This window comes from Priestia flexa (assembly GCF_021441905.1).
Taxonomy (GTDB): Bacteria; Bacillota; Bacilli; order Bacillales; family Bacillaceae_H; genus Priestia; species Priestia flexa.
This window is the reverse complement of sequence record NZ_CP090431.1, coordinates 3,600,836-3,616,736: the sequence shown is the minus strand read 5'-3', so window position 1 is coordinate 3,616,736 and position 15,901 is coordinate 3,600,836. Positions and strand designations below refer to the sequence as shown.

The following is a 15,901-nucleotide window of genomic DNA, read 5'->3' as shown; positions in this document are numbered from 1 at the left end:
TTGAGCAAACGTTCAATAGGAAAAGGGGGAGTTATAGATGAGGAGATCTGTCATTGTCAGTGCTGTGCGTACGCCTTTTGGTAAATTAGGAGGAGCTTTAAGCTCACTAACTGCCTCAGAGCTCGGTGGCCACGCTATAAAATCCGCGGTTCAGCATGCTGGTGTAGAAGCGGAAAACATTGATTCGGTTATTATGGGCTGTGTGCTTCAAGGGGGGCAAGGACAATTGCCATCTCGTCAAGCGTTGCATCATGCTGGTTTACCTTGGAGTGTGCAAACAGAAACCATTAACAAAGTATGTGCATCAGGAATGAGAAGCGTGATGTTAGCAGATCAGTATATTCGTTTAGGAGAAGCTTCAGCGGTTGTGGCCGGAGGAATGGAGTCTATGAGCAATGCACCATATCTGTTACCAAAAGCAAGATGGGGCTTTCGAATGGGAGATGGCCAAGCGAAAGATTTGATGATTCATGATGGCTTAACATGTAGCTTTACAGGAGTTCATATGGGGACTTACGGAAATCGATTGGCAAGTGAACTGAATATTTCCCGGGAAAAGCAAGATGAATGGGCATTGCGTAGTCATCAGCTGGCCGTTCAAGCCGAGAAAGAGGGGAAGTGGCAGGATGAGCTTGTGGCCATTGATGTAAAGACGCGTAAAGGAACAGAAGTAGTTAAGCAAGATGAAGGGCCTCGTCATGATACTTCATATGAGAGACTTAGCACACTGCGACCAGTATTCAATCATGATGGAACAATTACTGCGGGAAACGCACCTGGTGTAAATGATGGCGCAGCAGCTCTACTTGTAATGGACGAAGAAGAAGCAAAGAAAAATGGTTATCAACAAATCGCAACAATTGTAGGTCATACATCATTAGCTGTTGAGCCACAAAACTTCCCTATTACGCCAGGGTTAGTAATAGAGAAGTTGTTAAAGCGTTGCAATAAAACCGTTCAAGATATTGATTTATTTGAGATTAATGAGGCTTTTGCAGCCGTAGCGCTTATGAGTATGCAGGTAGCTAACTTACCCGCTGATAAAGTGAACGTAAACGGAGGAGCTATCGCACTTGGCCATCCAATTGGAGCAAGCGGAGCGAGGATTCTAGTTACTCTTATTCACGAACTAAAGCGCCGTGGGGGTGGCTTAGGAATTGCGGCAATTTGTAGTGGCGGTGGCCAAGGGGACGCTGTGATGGTAGAAGTACATTAAAAAGGGGAGAAGGCCATGGATATTAAGAACGTACTTGTAATCGGAGCAGGACAAATGGGACTAGGAATTGCTCAAGTTTTTATGACGTCAAATTACCACGTTTCACTTTACGATATGTCAGAAGAACAGATCAAAAAAGGAATCGCATTTATCGATAAGCAATTAAATCGTCAAGTAGAAAAAGCAGCTATGACAAAAGTTGAAAAGGATGAAGTTATGAATAGGCTTTATCCAATTTCGTCCCTTTCTAATGCAGCGCAAGTGGATTTAGTAGTGGAAGCCGTCGTGGAGAAAATGGAGGTTAAGCAATCACTCTTCAAAGAGCTAGATCAACTTATGCCACCTCATACAATCTTGGCTACCAATACATCTTCACTGCCTATTACAGAAATTGCAGCCGCAACGAGCCGACCTCAACAAGTCATTGGAATGCATTTTATGAACCCAGTACCTGTGATGAAGTTAGTTGAAATTATTCGAGGGTTAGCTACAAGCGATGAAGTGTATAAAGTGATTCACGAAACGTCTGAGCGCTTAAATAAAGTTCCCGTAGAAGTAGAAGATTTTCCTGGATTTGTATCAAACCGAATTTTGATGCCGATGGTTAATGAAGCCATTTATACGTTATATGAAGGTGTTGCAAGGAAAGAAGATATTGATGCAGTGATGAAGCTTGGCATGCGCCATCCAATGGGGCCGCTGACGCTAGCTGATTTTATTGGCTTAGATACCTGTCTATTTATTATGGAAACACTTCACAAAGGATTTGGAGACGATAAATATCGACCGTGTCCGTTGCTAAGAAAATATGTAAAAGCAGGTTGGCTAGGAAAGAAAGTAGGCCGTGGCTTTTTTACATATGACAAGTAAGGAGTGGTGAGATGCTTGCTTTTACGGATAAACAGCTCAGCTTTCAACACCTCATTCGTAAATTTGTTGCGGATGAAGTGATAAAAGTGGTTCCAAAAATGGAAAACGGAGAGTTTCCAAAAGAGACCTTAAAAGTAATGGGAGATGCAGGCCTACTTGGGATTCCCATTCCAAAGGTTTACGGTGGTCAAGAGCTCGATTTTATTTCATATACCATGGCAATTCATGAAATATCCAAAGTAAGCCCTGCTTTAGGCGTTATTTTATCCGTTCATACGTCCGTTGGTACTAATCCAATCCTTCGTTTTGGAACGGATGAACAAAAGCAGAAGTATGTCACGAAATTATCCCAAGGAATATATTTAGGCGCTTTTGCTTTAACCGAACCAAATGCAGGATCTGATGCATCTAGTCTAAAAACAAATGCTGAGAAACAAGGAAACCACTATATTGTAAACGGTTCCAAAGTTTTTATTACAAACGGCGGAGAAGCAGATACGTACATTATGTTTGCAAAAACTAACAGCAGCTTAGGTTCCAAAGGAATCACGGCTTTTATTATAGAGAAAAATATGGTTGGGTTTCACGTTGGAAAAGATGAAAAGAAGATGGGCTTGCATGGATCTCGTACTGTGCAGTTGCACTTTGAAAATATGAAAGTACCAGTTTCTAATCGCCTTGGGAATGAGGGAGAGGGCTTTAAGATTGCGATGGCCAACTTAGATGCAGGGAGAATTGGCATTGCAGCGCAGTCCCTGGGAATTGCAGAAGGAGCCCTTTATGAAGCGAACAAAAATATAGTATTCACGGAAGAAAAGGAGAGTATTCTTCAACAAGGAAAGCTTGCTGATATGGAAACTCAAGTGGAAGCAGCTCGGCTACTCGTTTATCGCGCAGCTTATTTATATCAGCAAGGCATGAAGTGTACAAAACAAGCTTCAATGGCAAAGCTTTTTGCTTCGCAAGCTGCAATGAATCTTACGACGGAAGCCATTCAACTTATTGGAGTTGGAGCAGTGATACAAGGAAATGTTGTAGAACGTTTATTCCGAGATGCAAAGGTATGTGAAATTTATGAGGGAACAAGTGAAATTCAGCGTATCGTAATCAGTAAATCTTTATAAACTGGGGGAGTTTAACATGTATTTTAAACTATCAGAAGAGCATGAAATGATTCGTAAAATGGTTCGAGATTTTGCTAGGAATGAGGTAGGACCTACAGCTGAAGAGCGAGATGAAGAAGAGCGTTTTGACCGAGAGATTTTTCGAAAGATGAGTGAGTTGGGATTAACTGGCATTCCGTGGCCTGAAGAGTATGGGGGAATTGGAAGTGACTATTTAGCGTATTGCATAGCTGTTGAGGAGCTATCACGCGTATGTGCATCAACAGGGGTGACACTGTCAGCCCATACATCTCTTGCTGGGTGGCCAATCTTTAAGTTCGGGAGCGAAGAGCAAAAGCATAAGTACTTAAAGCCCATGGCGCAAGGAGAAAAAATAGGTGCTTACGGACTTACTGAGTCGAGTGCAGGATCTGATGCGGGAGGCATGAAAACGACCGCTGTAAAAGAAGGCGATTTCTATGTATTAAATGGCTCGAAAATCTTTATTACAAACGGTGGAGAAGCGGATATTTATGTCGTATTTGCCCGCACAAATCCAGAAGAAAAACAAAAAGGAACGAGCGCATTCATTGTGGAGAAGGATATGGAAGGATTCTCTGTTGGAAAGAAAGAAAAGAAGCTAGGCATTCGTTCATCGCCCACAACGGAAATTATTTTTGAGAACTGCCGAGTGCCAAAAGAGAACCTACTGGGTAAGGAAGGAGACGGCTTTAAAATTGCCATGATGACGTTGGATGGTGGTCGAAACGGTATTGCTGCTCAAGCGGTAGGGATTGCTCAAGGAGCTCTAGACGCAGCAGTTGCGTACGCAAAAGAGCGTCACCAGTTTGGTAAACCAATTATTGCACAGCAGGGAATTGCGTTTAAGTTAGCTGATATGGCAACCAGTATTGAGGCATCACGCTTATTGACGTATCAAGCAGCTTGGCTAGAGGGAGAGGGGCTACCTTACGGAAAAGAATCAGCCATGTCGAAACTCTATGCAGGCGATACTGCTATGAAAGTCACGACAGAAGCTGTTCAAGTATTTGGTGGATACGGATATACAAAGGATTATCCAGTTGAGCGATATATGCGTGATGCGAAGATTACCCAAATTTATGAAGGGACTCAAGAGATTCAGCGTTTAGTTATTTCTCGTTACCTTTCAAAATAAAGAGCGGAGAAGGTGGATGTTAATGAGCAAAAGGGAAGTGCTTACCTCTATTAAGGATGAGCGGTTAATTGAAGAAAGACGGACGCAGATGGTGAAAGGCGCAGTTAGTCTTTTTAAAGAAAAAGGTTTTCATCGAACGACCACGAGAGAAATCGCAAAATCATCAGGTTTTAGTATCGGTACGCTTTATGAATACATCCAGTCAAAAGAAGATGTTCTTTATTTAGTTTGCGACAGCATTTATGAAGAGGTAAGAGAGCGCTTAGAAGAAGAGATGCACCTTGAAGGCTATACGGTTCAATGCTTAGAAAAGGCAATTACGCATTATTTTAAGGTTATTAACGAACTTCAAGATGAAGTCCTTGTTATGTACCAAGAAGCAAAATCATTATCAAAGGATGCTCTTCCTTATGTATTAAAGAAAGAGCTTGAGATGGTGGGCATGTTTGAGGCATTAATCCGTGGTTGCATCCAAAGCGAGCAATTCCTTCTAGATGACAAAGAGATAAAGCTGCTATCCCATCATATTTTTGTCCAGGGGCAGATGTGGGCATTTAGACGTTGGTGGCTGCAGCAACACTATACGCTGGAAGAATACACAAACATACAGCTGAAGTTTTTGCTAAAAGATTTTTCAGTCCAATCTGTTTAATGGGGAGGCATTATTATAATGGAGCAAAAGAAAAGAGTACGTTTTGTAACGGCGGCTAGCTTATTCGATGGCCATGATGCGTCCATTAATATCATGAGGCGTATTTTGCAATCGTTAGGAGTGGAAGTCATTCACTTAGGCCATAACCGATCTGTTGAAGAGATTGTGAGCGCGGCCATACAGGAGGATGTTCAGGGAATTGCTGTTTCGTCATACCAAGGAGGTCACGTCGAGTACTTTAAATATATGTATGATTTGCTAAAAGAGAAAGGTGCTTCCCACATTCGTATTTATGGAGGAGGTGGTGGGGTTATCATTCCAAGCGAAAGAGAAGAGCTTCACCATTACGGAATTGCTAAAATTTTCTCTCCAGAGGATGGACGCTTAATGGGGCTGCAAGGCATGATTCAATATATGGTAGATGAGTGCCAGAAGATAGTTTTGCCTGAAATACCTTCGGTCGATCAATTGGAAAAAATCAACCATCAAGCCATTGCTCAGTATATTACAGTGGTTGAGAACGCGCTTTTAAATGGGGCTATGCAAGAACAAGCGGCAACCCTAGAAGCTATTAAAAGAGATTTAAAACAGGCGTCCAATATTCCTGTTCTAGGTATAACAGGAACAGGAGGAGCTGGTAAAAGTTCTTTAACGGACGAATTAATTCGTCGCTTTTTAGAAGAAGATGAGTCCCTTCATATTGCCGTATTATCAATTGATCCAACCAAGCAAAAAACAGGAGGAGCGCTGTTAGGAGATCGAATTCGAATGAACAGCGTTTCATCCAATCGAGTTTATATGAGAAGCTTGGCAACACGTTCTTCTAAACATGAGCTATCAGCAGCTATTAAAGATGCAGTTGATATTGTAACGGCAGCTGGTTTCGACATGGTTATTGTCGAAACGAGTGGTATTGGGCAAGCGGATGCGGAAATTAAAAATCTGGCCAACGTATCCATGTACGTCATGACGAGTGAGTTTGGTGCCCCATCGCAGCTTGAAAAGATTGAGATGCTTGATTATGCCGATTTTGTTGTTATTAATAAATTTGAGAAAAAAGGGTCTGAAGATGCGAAGCGCCAAGTTCAAAAGCAATACCAGCGCAACCATGAACGTTTTGAAGACTCACTAGGTGATATGCCTGTTTATGGCACAATTGCAAGTCAATTTAACGACCCAGGAACAAATCATTTATATAATGAGTTGATTCGTACGATTAATCAACAGTTCAATATTCAGCTTAAGCCAACCCTATCTACAGATGAAAAACAGTCACATACCATTATTCCTCCAGATAAACAGCAGTATTTACAGGAGATTGTAAATACAGTGCGAGATTACCATAACTATGCAAAACAGCAAGGGGATTTTGCGCATAAAACTCAGCAAGTAAAAGACGTTATCAATAAGGTCAAACATAAAGACAGTCAGCATGAACTGAAGGGGCTCTTGCAAAACTATGAAAATCAGCTATCCAAAGAATCAAAAGAGAAGTTAGAAAGGTGGGCAGAATTAAAGAATGATTATCGTCAGCCCATCTTAAGGACATATGTGCGAGGAAAAGAAATCAAAACAGATTTACAAATTGAGACATTGTCAGGGTTAAAAATTCCAAAGGTAGCGTTGCCTACATTTCGAGATGATGGAGATATCTTACATTGGTTATACCGAGAGAACGTTCCAGGTGAATTTCCATTTACAGCAGGAGTTTTTCCATTTAAGCGAAAAGGTGAAGACCCGAAACGACAATTTGCCGGAGAAGGCACACCAGAAAGAACGAACCGTCGCTTTCATTATTTGTCCAAAGATGATGATGCGAAGCGTTTAAGCACGGCTTTTGATTCCGTGACGCTATACGGTGAAAATCCAGCGGAACGGCCTGATATTTTCGGTAAAATTGGTGAAAGTGGCGTTAGCGTATGTACATTAGATGATATGAAAAAGTTGTATGAAGGCTTTGATTTATGTGCACCTTCTACATCTGTTTCCATGACCATTAACGGGCCGGCTCCTATTATATTAGCGATGTTCATGAACGTAGCGATTGCTCAGCAAGTGAATAAAAGGGAGACAGAACTAAAGCGCCAGCTGAGTCTAGAAGAATATGAAACGGTGAAAAGCAAGGCGTTAAGTACAGTTAGAGGAACTGTCCAAGCAGATATTTTAAAAGAAGATCAAGGGCAGAATACATGCATTTTCTCTACAGAGTTTGCGTTGAAGATGATGGGGGATATCCAAGAGTATTTTACGAAGCATCATGTGCGTAACTACTATTCTGTATCTATTTCTGGCTATCATATTGCAGAGGCAGGAGCTAATCCAATTTCTCAACTTGCGTTTACGCTTGCTAACGGATTTACGTATGTCGAGTACTACTTAAGTCGCGGCATGAATATTAATGATTTTGCACCGAATCTTTCCTTCTTTTTCAGCAATGGACTTGATCCAGAATATACGGTAATTGGTCGCGTAGCTCGTCGTATTTGGGCTATTGTTATGCGTGATAAATATGGAGCAAACGAACGGAGTCAAAAGTTAAAGTACCATGTACAAACGTCTGGTCGCTCACTTCATGCTCAAGAGATTCAGTTTAACGACATTCGTACAACATTACAGGCATTAATGGCTCTTCACGATAATTGTAATTCTCTGCACACGAACGCGTATGATGAAGCTATTACAACACCTACGGAAGAGTCAGTGCGCCGTGCGATGGCTATTCAATTAATTATTACGAAAGAAAATGGATTGACAAAGAATGAAAACCCGCTTCAAGGCTCTTTTATTGTAGAAGAGTTAACAGATTTAGTAGAGGAAGCGGTTTTACAAGAGTTTGAACGTATCAACACACGAGGTGGAGTGTTAGGTGCTATGGAGCTACAATATCAGCGTGGCAAAATTCAAGATGAGTCAATGGAATATGAAATGAGAAAGCATAATGGTTCTTTACCAATCGTTGGAGTAAATACGTACCGTAATCCCAATGAGCAAGGTGATACAAGTGTTAATGATATGCAGCTTGCTCGTGCATCTTGGGAAGAAAAGAACTATCAAATTGAGCAGCTAAAAGCGTTTCAAGAAAAACATGCTGACAATGTAAAGCCAGCGCTTGAAAGGTTAAAAAAAGCTGCCAACAACGGAGAAAACATTTTCGCAGAGCTCATGAATACCGTCCAGTTTGCAAGTTTGGGTGAAATTACACAGGCGCTTTATAAATGTGGTGGACAGTATCGTCGAAATATGTAAATCGGTTTAGAAACAGAAACTATTAGCCATATGGCGCTAGTAGTTTCTGTTTCATTTTGCAATTTCCAAGAGATTTTTAGAATCGAGGCTAGCATAAATGTATTGAATTTGTTTATAATGAATGGTATGTATTTATTCGTGTCCATCATTTGAACTTATGATGAATTGATTTAATAGATTTTAGATATACATAGAAAGGGCGTGTCACCTTTGAGTTTAGAAAAATACTCAAAAGAAGAATTAAAAGAGATGTCAATGATCGAAATTGCGTATGCGCTGTTAAGTGAGAAAACAGACCGTCAAGCTATTTCATTTCAAGAAATTATTGATGAAATCGTAAAAGCAACAGAGATGTCAGATACAGAATTAAAATCAAGAATTGCTCAGTTCTATACAGATATTAATATCGATGGTCGATTCCTAACGGTTGGTGAAAACTATTGGGGGTTAAGGGGTTGGTATCCTTTTGATCAGGCAGAAGAAGATATTGTGCCAGCAGCTAAGCCGAAGAAGAAGAAAGCGAAAAAAGCTGTTGTAGACGAGCTAGATGATTTTGATGATTTAGAAGAAGAAGATCTAGATTTCGATGATCTTGATGAATTAGCTGAAGAAGAAGATGACGGTGATTTTGAAGATTTAGATGAAGAAGATGTTATTGAAGAAGAGGAAGAAGACTTTGACGATTTAGATGAAGATCTAGATGAAGAAGAAGCAGATGAAGAAGCCGAAGAAGACCTTGAGTATGAGGATGAAAAATAATCTATCATAATGGTTCTTGACTTTTGTCATTGAAATATGTAGAATCTTTTTTGGGCTCTTTAAACGAGTATTTAAGAAGTTTAAACATATTATATAGAACATTGCTCCCAATCCTGTTATGGCATTGGGAGCAATTTTTTTTTTAAAACTTGGCACCTTGGAGCTAGAAACCATACAGGCTCATCTTGCGGTCGAGTTTTTGCTTTTTCGTACTGAACAGTTGAATTCTTATTCTTCTTCAATAAGCATTCCCAATAATGCTTTTAATAATTTCATGCATGATGATGAATGAATTGTGATTGTTTATGTAAAAACTTTTAGTATTGTACACTTTAACAAATTTAGAGGGGGAAGACCAAATGACAAAATATATTTTCGTAACAGGTGGCGTTGTATCTTCTTTGGGGAAAGGGATCACTGCTGCTTCTCTAGGTAGACTATTAAAAAATCGTGGATTAAACGTAACTATTCAAAAGTTCGATCCATACATTAACGTAGACCCAGGAACAATGAGCCCATACCAACATGGTGAAGTATTCGTTACGGATGATGGTGCAGAAACAGATTTAGATTTAGGGCACTATGAGCGTTTTATCGATATTAACTTAAATCGCTATAGTAACGTAACAACAGGGAAAGTTTACTCAACTGTATTGAAAAAAGAGCGTCGCGGTGACTACTTAGGTGGAACAGTTCAGGTAATCCCTCATATTACAAATGAAATTAAAGAAAAAGTATTCCGTGCAGGTAAAGAGACAAACGCAGACGTTGTTATTACGGAAATCGGAGGAACGGTAGGAGATATCGAATCTCTGCCATTCTTAGAAGCTATTCGTCAAATTAAAAGCGATATCGGTCGCGATAATGTAATGTACATTCATTGTACATTAGTGCCATACTTAAAGGCTGCAGGCGAGATGAAAACAAAGCCAACACAGCATAGCGTTAAAGAACTTCGTAGTTTAGGAATTCAACCAAACGTTATTGTTGTACGTACAGAAATGCCAATTTCTGAAGATATGAAAGAAAAGCTAGCTCTATTCTGTGATATCGATAAAAAAGCAGTTATTGAATGTGCAGATGCGGAGACATTATACGAAATTCCACTATCGCTACAAGACCAGCACTTAGATCAAATCACGTGCGATCACTTAAAATTAGATTGTAAAGAAGCCGATATGACGGAGTGGAAAGAGCTTGTAGCTAAAGTAAAAGGCTTATCTAAAACAACGAAAATTGCTCTTGTTGGTAAATATGTAGAGCTTCAAGATGCTTACATCTCAGTTGTTGAAGCAATGCGCCATGCTGGTTATGCATTTGATGCAGATGTAAACATTCAATGGGTTAACTCAGAGCAGGTTACGCAAGAAAACGTAAGTGAACTATTAGGTAATGTTGACGGTATCTTAGTACCAGGTGGATTTGGTGACCGCGGTATCGAAGGTAAGATTGTAGCTACTCAATATGCTCGTGAGCAAAAAGTTCCATTCTTAGGTATTTGCTTAGGTATGCAACTTGCATCTGTAGAGTTTGCTCGCAACGTATTAGGTTTAGACGGAGCGCACTCTGCTGAAATTGCTCCAAGCACAAACTATCCAATCATTGACCTATTACCAGAACAAAAGGATGTTGAAGATTTAGGTGGAACACTTCGCTTAGGATTGTATCCTTGTAAGTTAACAGAAGGTACATTAGCTCATCAAGCATACCAAGATGAAGTTGTTTACGAGCGCCATCGTCACCGTTACGAGTTCAACAACGAATATCGTCAAGAGATGGAGAAGAAAGGCTTTATCTTCTCAGGTACAAGCCCAGACGGTCGTTTAGTGGAAATCGTTGAGTTAAAAGACCATCCATGGTTCTTAGCAGCTCAATTCCACCCAGAGTTCACGTCTCGTCCAAATCGTCCACAACCTCTATTTAGAGAATTTATTCGTGCATCAATTGAATTAGGACAACAACAATAAAAAGTAACAAAAAAGACGCTGTGACAGACAGCGTCTTTTTTGTTGTTACTCATTTTCATCCATGATTTCTTTTAATGTAAAGGATAAGCCATAATACGCATAAAGAGTAGTCATAAGAGCTGGAAATCCAAAGCGTTCCCCGCTATCATCAGGGATAAGTGGCTGTAAAAGATACGTATTAATATGCACATCTGCTAGTTCATGAATACTGTCACCTTGAACCTCTTTGGGAATAGCTCCAATGCTAACAAACGGAATTCCTTGTTCCAGTAGAGTATGTGCTACTTGAACTGCTTTTTCGTCTGTAGAAAACCTTGTAACAATGAGTACTCGATCTACGGATGTTAAGCGACTAATGTCATTGAGCTCTAGAGATTTTGCATGAGCTAACGGCTCTGCACTCTGCGTCGCTTCGTACATCACGGCTTGCATTTCATTTACTCCATAAATATAAATGTTTCCTTCTCCAATGGCTGCTTGAGCTAAAATACGAGCACCATCTTCCAAGTTGAATTCTTCTTTTTCGCCTATGCGTTTAAAATAGCTAGACAATTGTGTTGTGAAAATTTTAAGCATGATAAAGTCACCTTTCTCTTTCTCAAGAGTGTTTGCTAATCATTATATCGAAAAAATATATCCATATTCTAGTGTAAAACAAGTTATAATAAAAAAGTATGGAAAAACAAAGTAAGAATAATGACTAAAATTCCTGTATTTTGTAAGATTTTCTTAAATGAGCAGGGATTTGTCGCTTTATAACGAAATACATATGTTAGTTTTGTCTCAACAAGAGGCTGTATAGAAGGTGGGATTATGTTGACTGAAAAAATCTTAATTGTAGATGACCAGTACGGAATTCGTATTTTACTAACAGAAGTATTGCAAAAGGAAGGGTATCAAACTTTTCAAGCAGCGAATGGGTTTCAAGCGATTGACATTGCAAAAGAACAACAACTTGATCTTGTCTTGCTTGATATGAAGATTCCAGGGATGGACGGAATTGAAATTTTAAAACGATTAAAAGAGTATGATAAGACAATAAAAGTAATTATAATGACTGCTTATGGTGAATTAGATATGATCCAAGAAGCAAAAGATTTAGGTGCGTTAACGCATTTTGCAAAACCGTTTGATATTGATGAAATTAGACAGGTTGTTAGGGAATATATACCATTAAAGTCTAAGTAAGTGCTTACAAATAGGCGTGTTTCTAAGAAATTTTCAATATTAACCTAAAAATCTTGCTGTTTTGTTTTTAAGTTGGTATCCTAATTACTGTATTAATCATTCGACAACATATTGTGTGCAGATACACCGCATTTCTACATGGAATGTCAGATTCAAGAGCATACTACTTTAGGTAGGCTTTTGGTTAGTATCTAACTCACATAGATTATTAAGGAGGATTTCAACATGCCTTTAGTATCAATGAAAGACATGCTTATCAAAGCAAAAGAGGAAGGCTACGCAGTAGGCCAATTTAACCTAAACAACTTAGAGTTCACTCAAGCTATCTTAAAAGCAGCTCAAGAAGAAAACTCTCCAGTTATCCTAGGTGTATCTGAAGGTGCAGCACGTTACATGGGCGGTTTCAAAACTGTAGTATCAATGGTTAAAGGTTTAATCGAAGACTACAACGTAACAGTGCCAGTTGCAATTCACTTAGACCATGGTTCAAGCTTTGAATCATGTGCAAAAGCAATTCATGCAGGATTCACTTCTGTAATGATCGATGCTTCTCACCACCCATTTGAAGAAAACATTGCAACTACTGCTCAAGTAGTTGAACTAGCACACTTCCACGGTGTATCTGTAGAAGCTGAGTTAGGAACTGTTGGTGGACAAGAAGATGACGTAATTGCTGATGGTGTTATCTACGCTGATGCAAAAGAGTGTGAAGAGCTTGTTAAACGTACAGGTATCGACTGCCTTGCTCCAGCATTAGGTTCAGTTCATGGTCCTTACAAAGGTGAGCCAAACTTAGGTTTTGCTGAAATGGAAGAAATCGGTCAAATTACTGGTTTACCATTAGTATTACACGGTGGTACTGGTATCCCAACAAAAGACATTCAAAAAGCTGTTTCTTTAGGAACTGCTAAAATTAACGTAAATACAGAAAACCAAATTGCTTCAGCTAAAGCTGTACGCGAAGTACTAGCTGCGCAACCTGAGCAATATGACCCACGTAAATACTTAGGACCAGCTCGCGATGCAATTCAAGCGACAGTTCAAGGGAAAATGCGTGAGTTTGGTTCTTCAAACAAAGCATAATTACCATTCCACATTAAGTGATTAATGATGAGATGGTGCAAAGCCGCCTTGCTCAATAGTTGTAAGGCGGCTTTATTTTAATTATAATTTTCATATAATTAAGAAAAAGGGGATAGGACAGATGAAATTTTTCATTGATACAGCTAACTTGTCAGAAATAAAGGAAGCGCATTCATTAGGGGTTATTGCTGGTGTTACAACAAATCCAAGTTTGGTAGCAAAAGAGAATATCACATTTGAAGATCGTCTTCGTGAGATTACAGAGCTAGTTGAAGGGTCAGTGAGCGCCGAAGTCATTTCTTTAGATGCAGAAGGAATGATTCGAGAAGGTAAAGAGTTAGCGGCCCTTGCACCAAATATTACGATTAAAGTACCGATGACTCCTGATGGTCTAAAAGCAGTAAACGAATTTACGAGTCTTGGAATCAAAACCAACGTCACGCTTATCTTTTCTGCTAATCAAGCATTATTAGCTGCAAGAGCTGGTGCAACATATGTTTCACCATTTTTAGGTCGCCTTGATGACATTGGATTTAATGGTATGAACTTAATTTCAGATATTGCAGAGATTTTTGCTATTCACGATATTCCAACTGAAATCATTGCTGCTTCTATTCGTCACCCAATGCATGTAACGGAGGCTGCTAAGCAAGGAGCTCATATTGCAACAATTCCTTATAAAGTAATTATGCAGCTTTTCAAGCATCCTTTAACGGAAGCAGGAATCGAACAGTTTCTAGCAGATTGGGAAAAACGACAAAAATAATGTAAATAAGATGGTATGGCATTTGCGAATAAATTGAGTAAATGCCATATTTTCTTTAAAATTGTCGAAATTATACATGATTTTTGGATTTTCGTGTACACTAGTAGATAAGAGGAAAAATACAAGTAGTCTACATAGTGGTAGTTCCAATTTTTTCCTTAACTACAGAGTCGAAAACTTTCTTTCGCTGGAAGGGAGCTATAAATGGAAAAGCTGAAAATACAAGGTGGCTTTACTCTAAGTGGAACAGTTCGTGTAAGCGGTGCTAAAAATAGCGCTGTGGCGCTGATTCCAGCTACGATTTTAGCGGAGTCACCTGTTACAATAGAGGGGCTACCTCGTATATCAGATGTTGAATTGCTGAGTGATTTAATTGAAGAAATTGGTGGCACTGTCACAAGTGATAATGAAGAATTAACGGTAAACCCAACTCATATGACGGCCATGCCTTTACCAAGTGGAAAGGTAAAAAAGCTGCGTGCTTCTTATTATTTGATGGGAGCAATGTTAGGGCGTTTTAAAAAAGCTGTTGTTGGTCTTCCAGGCGGCTGTTATTTGGGACCGCGCCCAATTGATCAGCATATTAAAGGTTTTGAGGCACTAGGTGCTACTGTTACAAATGAACAAGGTGCTATTTATTTACGTGCTGAAGAATTAAGAGGAGCTCGTATTTATTTAGACGTGGTAAGCGTTGGTGCAACCATTAATATCATGCTAGCTGCTGTCAGAGCAAAGGGACGTACTGTTATTGAGAATGCAGCTAAAGAACCTGAGATTATTGATGTTGCGACGTTGCTAACGAGTATGGGAGCAAAAATTAAGGGTGCTGGAACAGACGTTATCCGCATTGATGGCGTAGATACTTTACATGGATGCCGTCATTCAATCATTCCAGATCGTATTGAGGCGGGCACTTACATGGTAATGGGTGCTAGTATGGGGAAAGAAGTGATTGTGGATAATGTGATTCCACAGCACTTGGAATCTTTGACAGCTAAAATGAGAGAAATGGGTATTCATATTGAAACAAGCTCAGACCAAATTTTGGTTGCTACAAGAGAATTATTAAAGCCTGTAGACATCAAAACATTGGTTTATCCAGGATTCCCAACAGATTTGCAGCAACCTTTCACTACTTTATTAACAAAAGCATCTGGTACAAGTGTAGTAACAGATACAATTTATGGAGCTCGTTTTAAGCATATTGATGAGCTAAGACGTATGAATGCTTCGGTTAAAGTAGAGGGTCGCTCTGCAATTATTAATGGGCCAATACAGTTGCAAGGTGCGCGTGTTAAGGCTTCTGATTTACGAGCAGGAGCAGCTCTAGTAACAGCTGGTTTAATGGCTAAAGGAATTACTGAAGTTACCGGATTAGAACATATTGATCGAGGATATAGTCACCTCGTGGACAAACTATCAAGTTTAGGCGCAATGATTTGGCGAGAAGAAATGACTGAAGAAGAAATTGAACAATTCCAAAATTCTTAATCACAAATTTTCTCATCATGTCATCTACTAGACATTACGTGAATTTCGTCTATAATAGAGTAAGTTGAAAATCAGTGAGGGAAATCCCTCACTGATTATTTATTCGTTATAAATAATAAATCGGTGTGTGCAATGTATTTGTAGCTATCATTTCTTATTTAATATGAATTGAAAAGGTTTTCAGTAGAAGCTAGTAAACTATAACATGTTTTTTTTTTGTTGAACGCTATGCGTCAAAAAAAGATTGATTAAAAAGATAGAAAAAGGTTAGAATATAAGTTGCTACATTAAACAATTCGTGGTTTTTGCCACTTCGTTATGAAAGTAACCTGTTTTTTCTTCTAATAAGTGTATAATTATAATTGATTCTACTTATGTATACT

13 protein-coding genes are annotated in these 15,901 nt (G+C 39.3%); 12 read left to right on the top strand and 1 reads right to left on the bottom strand.

Translation table 11 applies throughout. The annotated features are described in order from the left end of the window. Positions 1–37: 37 nt before the first annotated feature. The 8 genes from LZP85_RS18635 (at position 38) to LZP85_RS18600 (ending at position 10,990) form a co-directional block, all read left to right on the top strand. Entirely contained in the window at positions 38–1,216 is a 1,179-nt protein-coding gene (locus tag LZP85_RS18635; protein ID WP_076512290.1) for an acetyl-CoA C-acetyltransferase, read from the top strand. A 15-nt stretch (positions 1,217–1,231) separates the two neighbouring features. Then, a complete protein-coding gene (locus LZP85_RS18630; protein WP_025908725.1) occupies positions 1,232–2,086 on the top strand; it encodes a 3-hydroxybutyryl-CoA dehydrogenase in 855 nt (284 codons plus the stop codon). Between the two features lie 11 nt (positions 2,087–2,097). After that, the gene (locus LZP85_RS18625; protein ID WP_119543821.1) at positions 2,098–3,210 is read left to right on the top strand and encodes an acyl-CoA dehydrogenase family protein; all 1,113 of its coding nucleotides are present in this window, start codon (positions 2,098–2,100) and stop codon (positions 3,208–3,210) included. A gap of 16 nt (positions 3,211–3,226) precedes the next feature. Beyond that, positions 3,227–4,366: an acyl-CoA dehydrogenase gene (locus LZP85_RS18620; RefSeq protein WP_119543819.1), complete on the top strand. Its 1,140-nt coding sequence runs from the start codon at positions 3,227–3,229 to the stop codon at positions 4,364–4,366. 22 nt (positions 4,367–4,388) lie between these two features. Continuing rightward, positions 4,389–5,018 (top strand): TetR/AcrR family transcriptional regulator, encoded by a 630-nt coding sequence (locus tag LZP85_RS18615; protein WP_119543817.1) that lies wholly within the window; start codon positions 4,389–4,391, stop codon positions 5,016–5,018. Positions 5,019–5,036: 18 nt separating this feature from the next. Continuing rightward, entirely contained in the window at positions 5,037–8,264 is a 3,228-nt protein-coding gene (gene icmF, locus LZP85_RS18610) for a fused isobutyryl-CoA mutase/GTPase IcmF (RefSeq protein ID WP_119543815.1), read from the top strand. A gap of 210 nt (positions 8,265–8,474) precedes the next feature. Further along, positions 8,475–9,023, top strand: a complete 549-nt coding sequence (rpoE, locus tag LZP85_RS18605; RefSeq protein WP_119543813.1) for a DNA-directed RNA polymerase subunit delta — start codon at positions 8,475–8,477, stop codon at positions 9,021–9,023. 359 nt (positions 9,024–9,382) lie between these two features. Beyond that, positions 9,383–10,990, top strand: a complete 1,608-nt coding sequence (locus LZP85_RS18600; RefSeq protein ID WP_119543812.1) for a CTP synthase — start codon at positions 9,383–9,385, stop codon at positions 10,988–10,990. A 45-nt stretch (positions 10,991–11,035) separates the two neighbouring features. Here the strand turns inward: LZP85_RS18600 and LZP85_RS18595 are convergent, their stop codons facing one another. After that, positions 11,036–11,566, bottom strand: a complete 531-nt coding sequence (locus tag LZP85_RS18595; protein WP_119543810.1) for a DUF2529 domain-containing protein — start codon at positions 11,564–11,566, stop codon at positions 11,036–11,038. Between the two features lie 237 nt (positions 11,567–11,803). On the opposite strand from LZP85_RS18595, the gene LZP85_RS18590 reads away from it, so the two are divergent. From LZP85_RS18590 to LZP85_RS18575, 4 genes are all read left to right on the top strand, one after another. Then, entirely contained in the window at positions 11,804–12,178 is a 375-nt protein-coding gene (locus LZP85_RS18590) for a response regulator (protein WP_094911018.1), read from the top strand. A 225-nt stretch (positions 12,179–12,403) separates the two neighbouring features. Next, a complete protein-coding gene (locus LZP85_RS18585) occupies positions 12,404–13,261 on the top strand; it encodes a class II fructose-bisphosphate aldolase (RefSeq protein ID WP_094911019.1) in 858 nt (285 codons plus the stop codon). Between the two features lie 121 nt (positions 13,262–13,382). Further along, positions 13,383–14,027, top strand: coding sequence for a fructose-6-phosphate aldolase (fsa, locus tag LZP85_RS18580; RefSeq protein ID WP_025908735.1), 645 nt, complete (start codon positions 13,383–13,385; stop codon positions 14,025–14,027). A gap of 204 nt (positions 14,028–14,231) precedes the next feature. Continuing rightward, positions 14,232–15,518: a UDP-N-acetylglucosamine 1-carboxyvinyltransferase gene (locus tag LZP85_RS18575; RefSeq protein ID WP_025908736.1), complete on the top strand. Its 1,287-nt coding sequence runs from the start codon at positions 14,232–14,234 to the stop codon at positions 15,516–15,518. Positions 15,519–15,901: the final 383 nt, after the last annotated feature.

Bases quoted from the DNA above. Each gene is read 5' to 3' on its own strand.
- fsa (WP_025908735.1), top strand. From the start codon at position 13,383: ATGAAATTTTTCATTGATACAGCTAACTTGTCAGAAATAAAGGAAGCG.
- LZP85_RS18600 (WP_119543812.1), top strand. From the start codon at position 9,383: ATGACAAAATATATTTTCGTAACAGGTGGCGTTGTATCTTCTTTGGGG.
- LZP85_RS18635 (WP_076512290.1), top strand. From the start codon at position 38: ATGAGGAGATCTGTCATTGTCAGTGCTGTGCGTACGCCTTTTGGTAAA.
- LZP85_RS18575 (WP_025908736.1), top strand. From the start codon at position 14,232: ATGGAAAAGCTGAAAATACAAGGTGGCTTTACTCTAAGTGGAACAGTT.
- LZP85_RS18630 (WP_025908725.1), top strand. From the start codon at position 1,232: ATGGATATTAAGAACGTACTTGTAATCGGAGCAGGACAAATGGGACTA.
- icmF (WP_119543815.1), top strand. From the start codon at position 5,037: ATGGAGCAAAAGAAAAGAGTACGTTTTGTAACGGCGGCTAGCTTATTC.
- LZP85_RS18625 (WP_119543821.1), top strand. From the start codon at position 2,098: ATGCTTGCTTTTACGGATAAACAGCTCAGCTTTCAACACCTCATTCGT.
- LZP85_RS18595 (WP_119543810.1), bottom strand. From the start codon at position 11,566: ATGCTTAAAATTTTCACAACACAATTGTCTAGCTATTTTAAACGCATA.
- LZP85_RS18585 (WP_094911019.1), top strand. From the start codon at position 12,404: ATGCCTTTAGTATCAATGAAAGACATGCTTATCAAAGCAAAAGAGGAA.
- LZP85_RS18590 (WP_094911018.1), top strand. From the start codon at position 11,804: ATGTTGACTGAAAAAATCTTAATTGTAGATGACCAGTACGGAATTCGT.
- LZP85_RS18620 (WP_119543819.1), top strand. From the start codon at position 3,227: ATGTATTTTAAACTATCAGAAGAGCATGAAATGATTCGTAAAATGGTT.
- LZP85_RS18615 (WP_119543817.1), top strand. From the start codon at position 4,389: ATGAGCAAAAGGGAAGTGCTTACCTCTATTAAGGATGAGCGGTTAATT.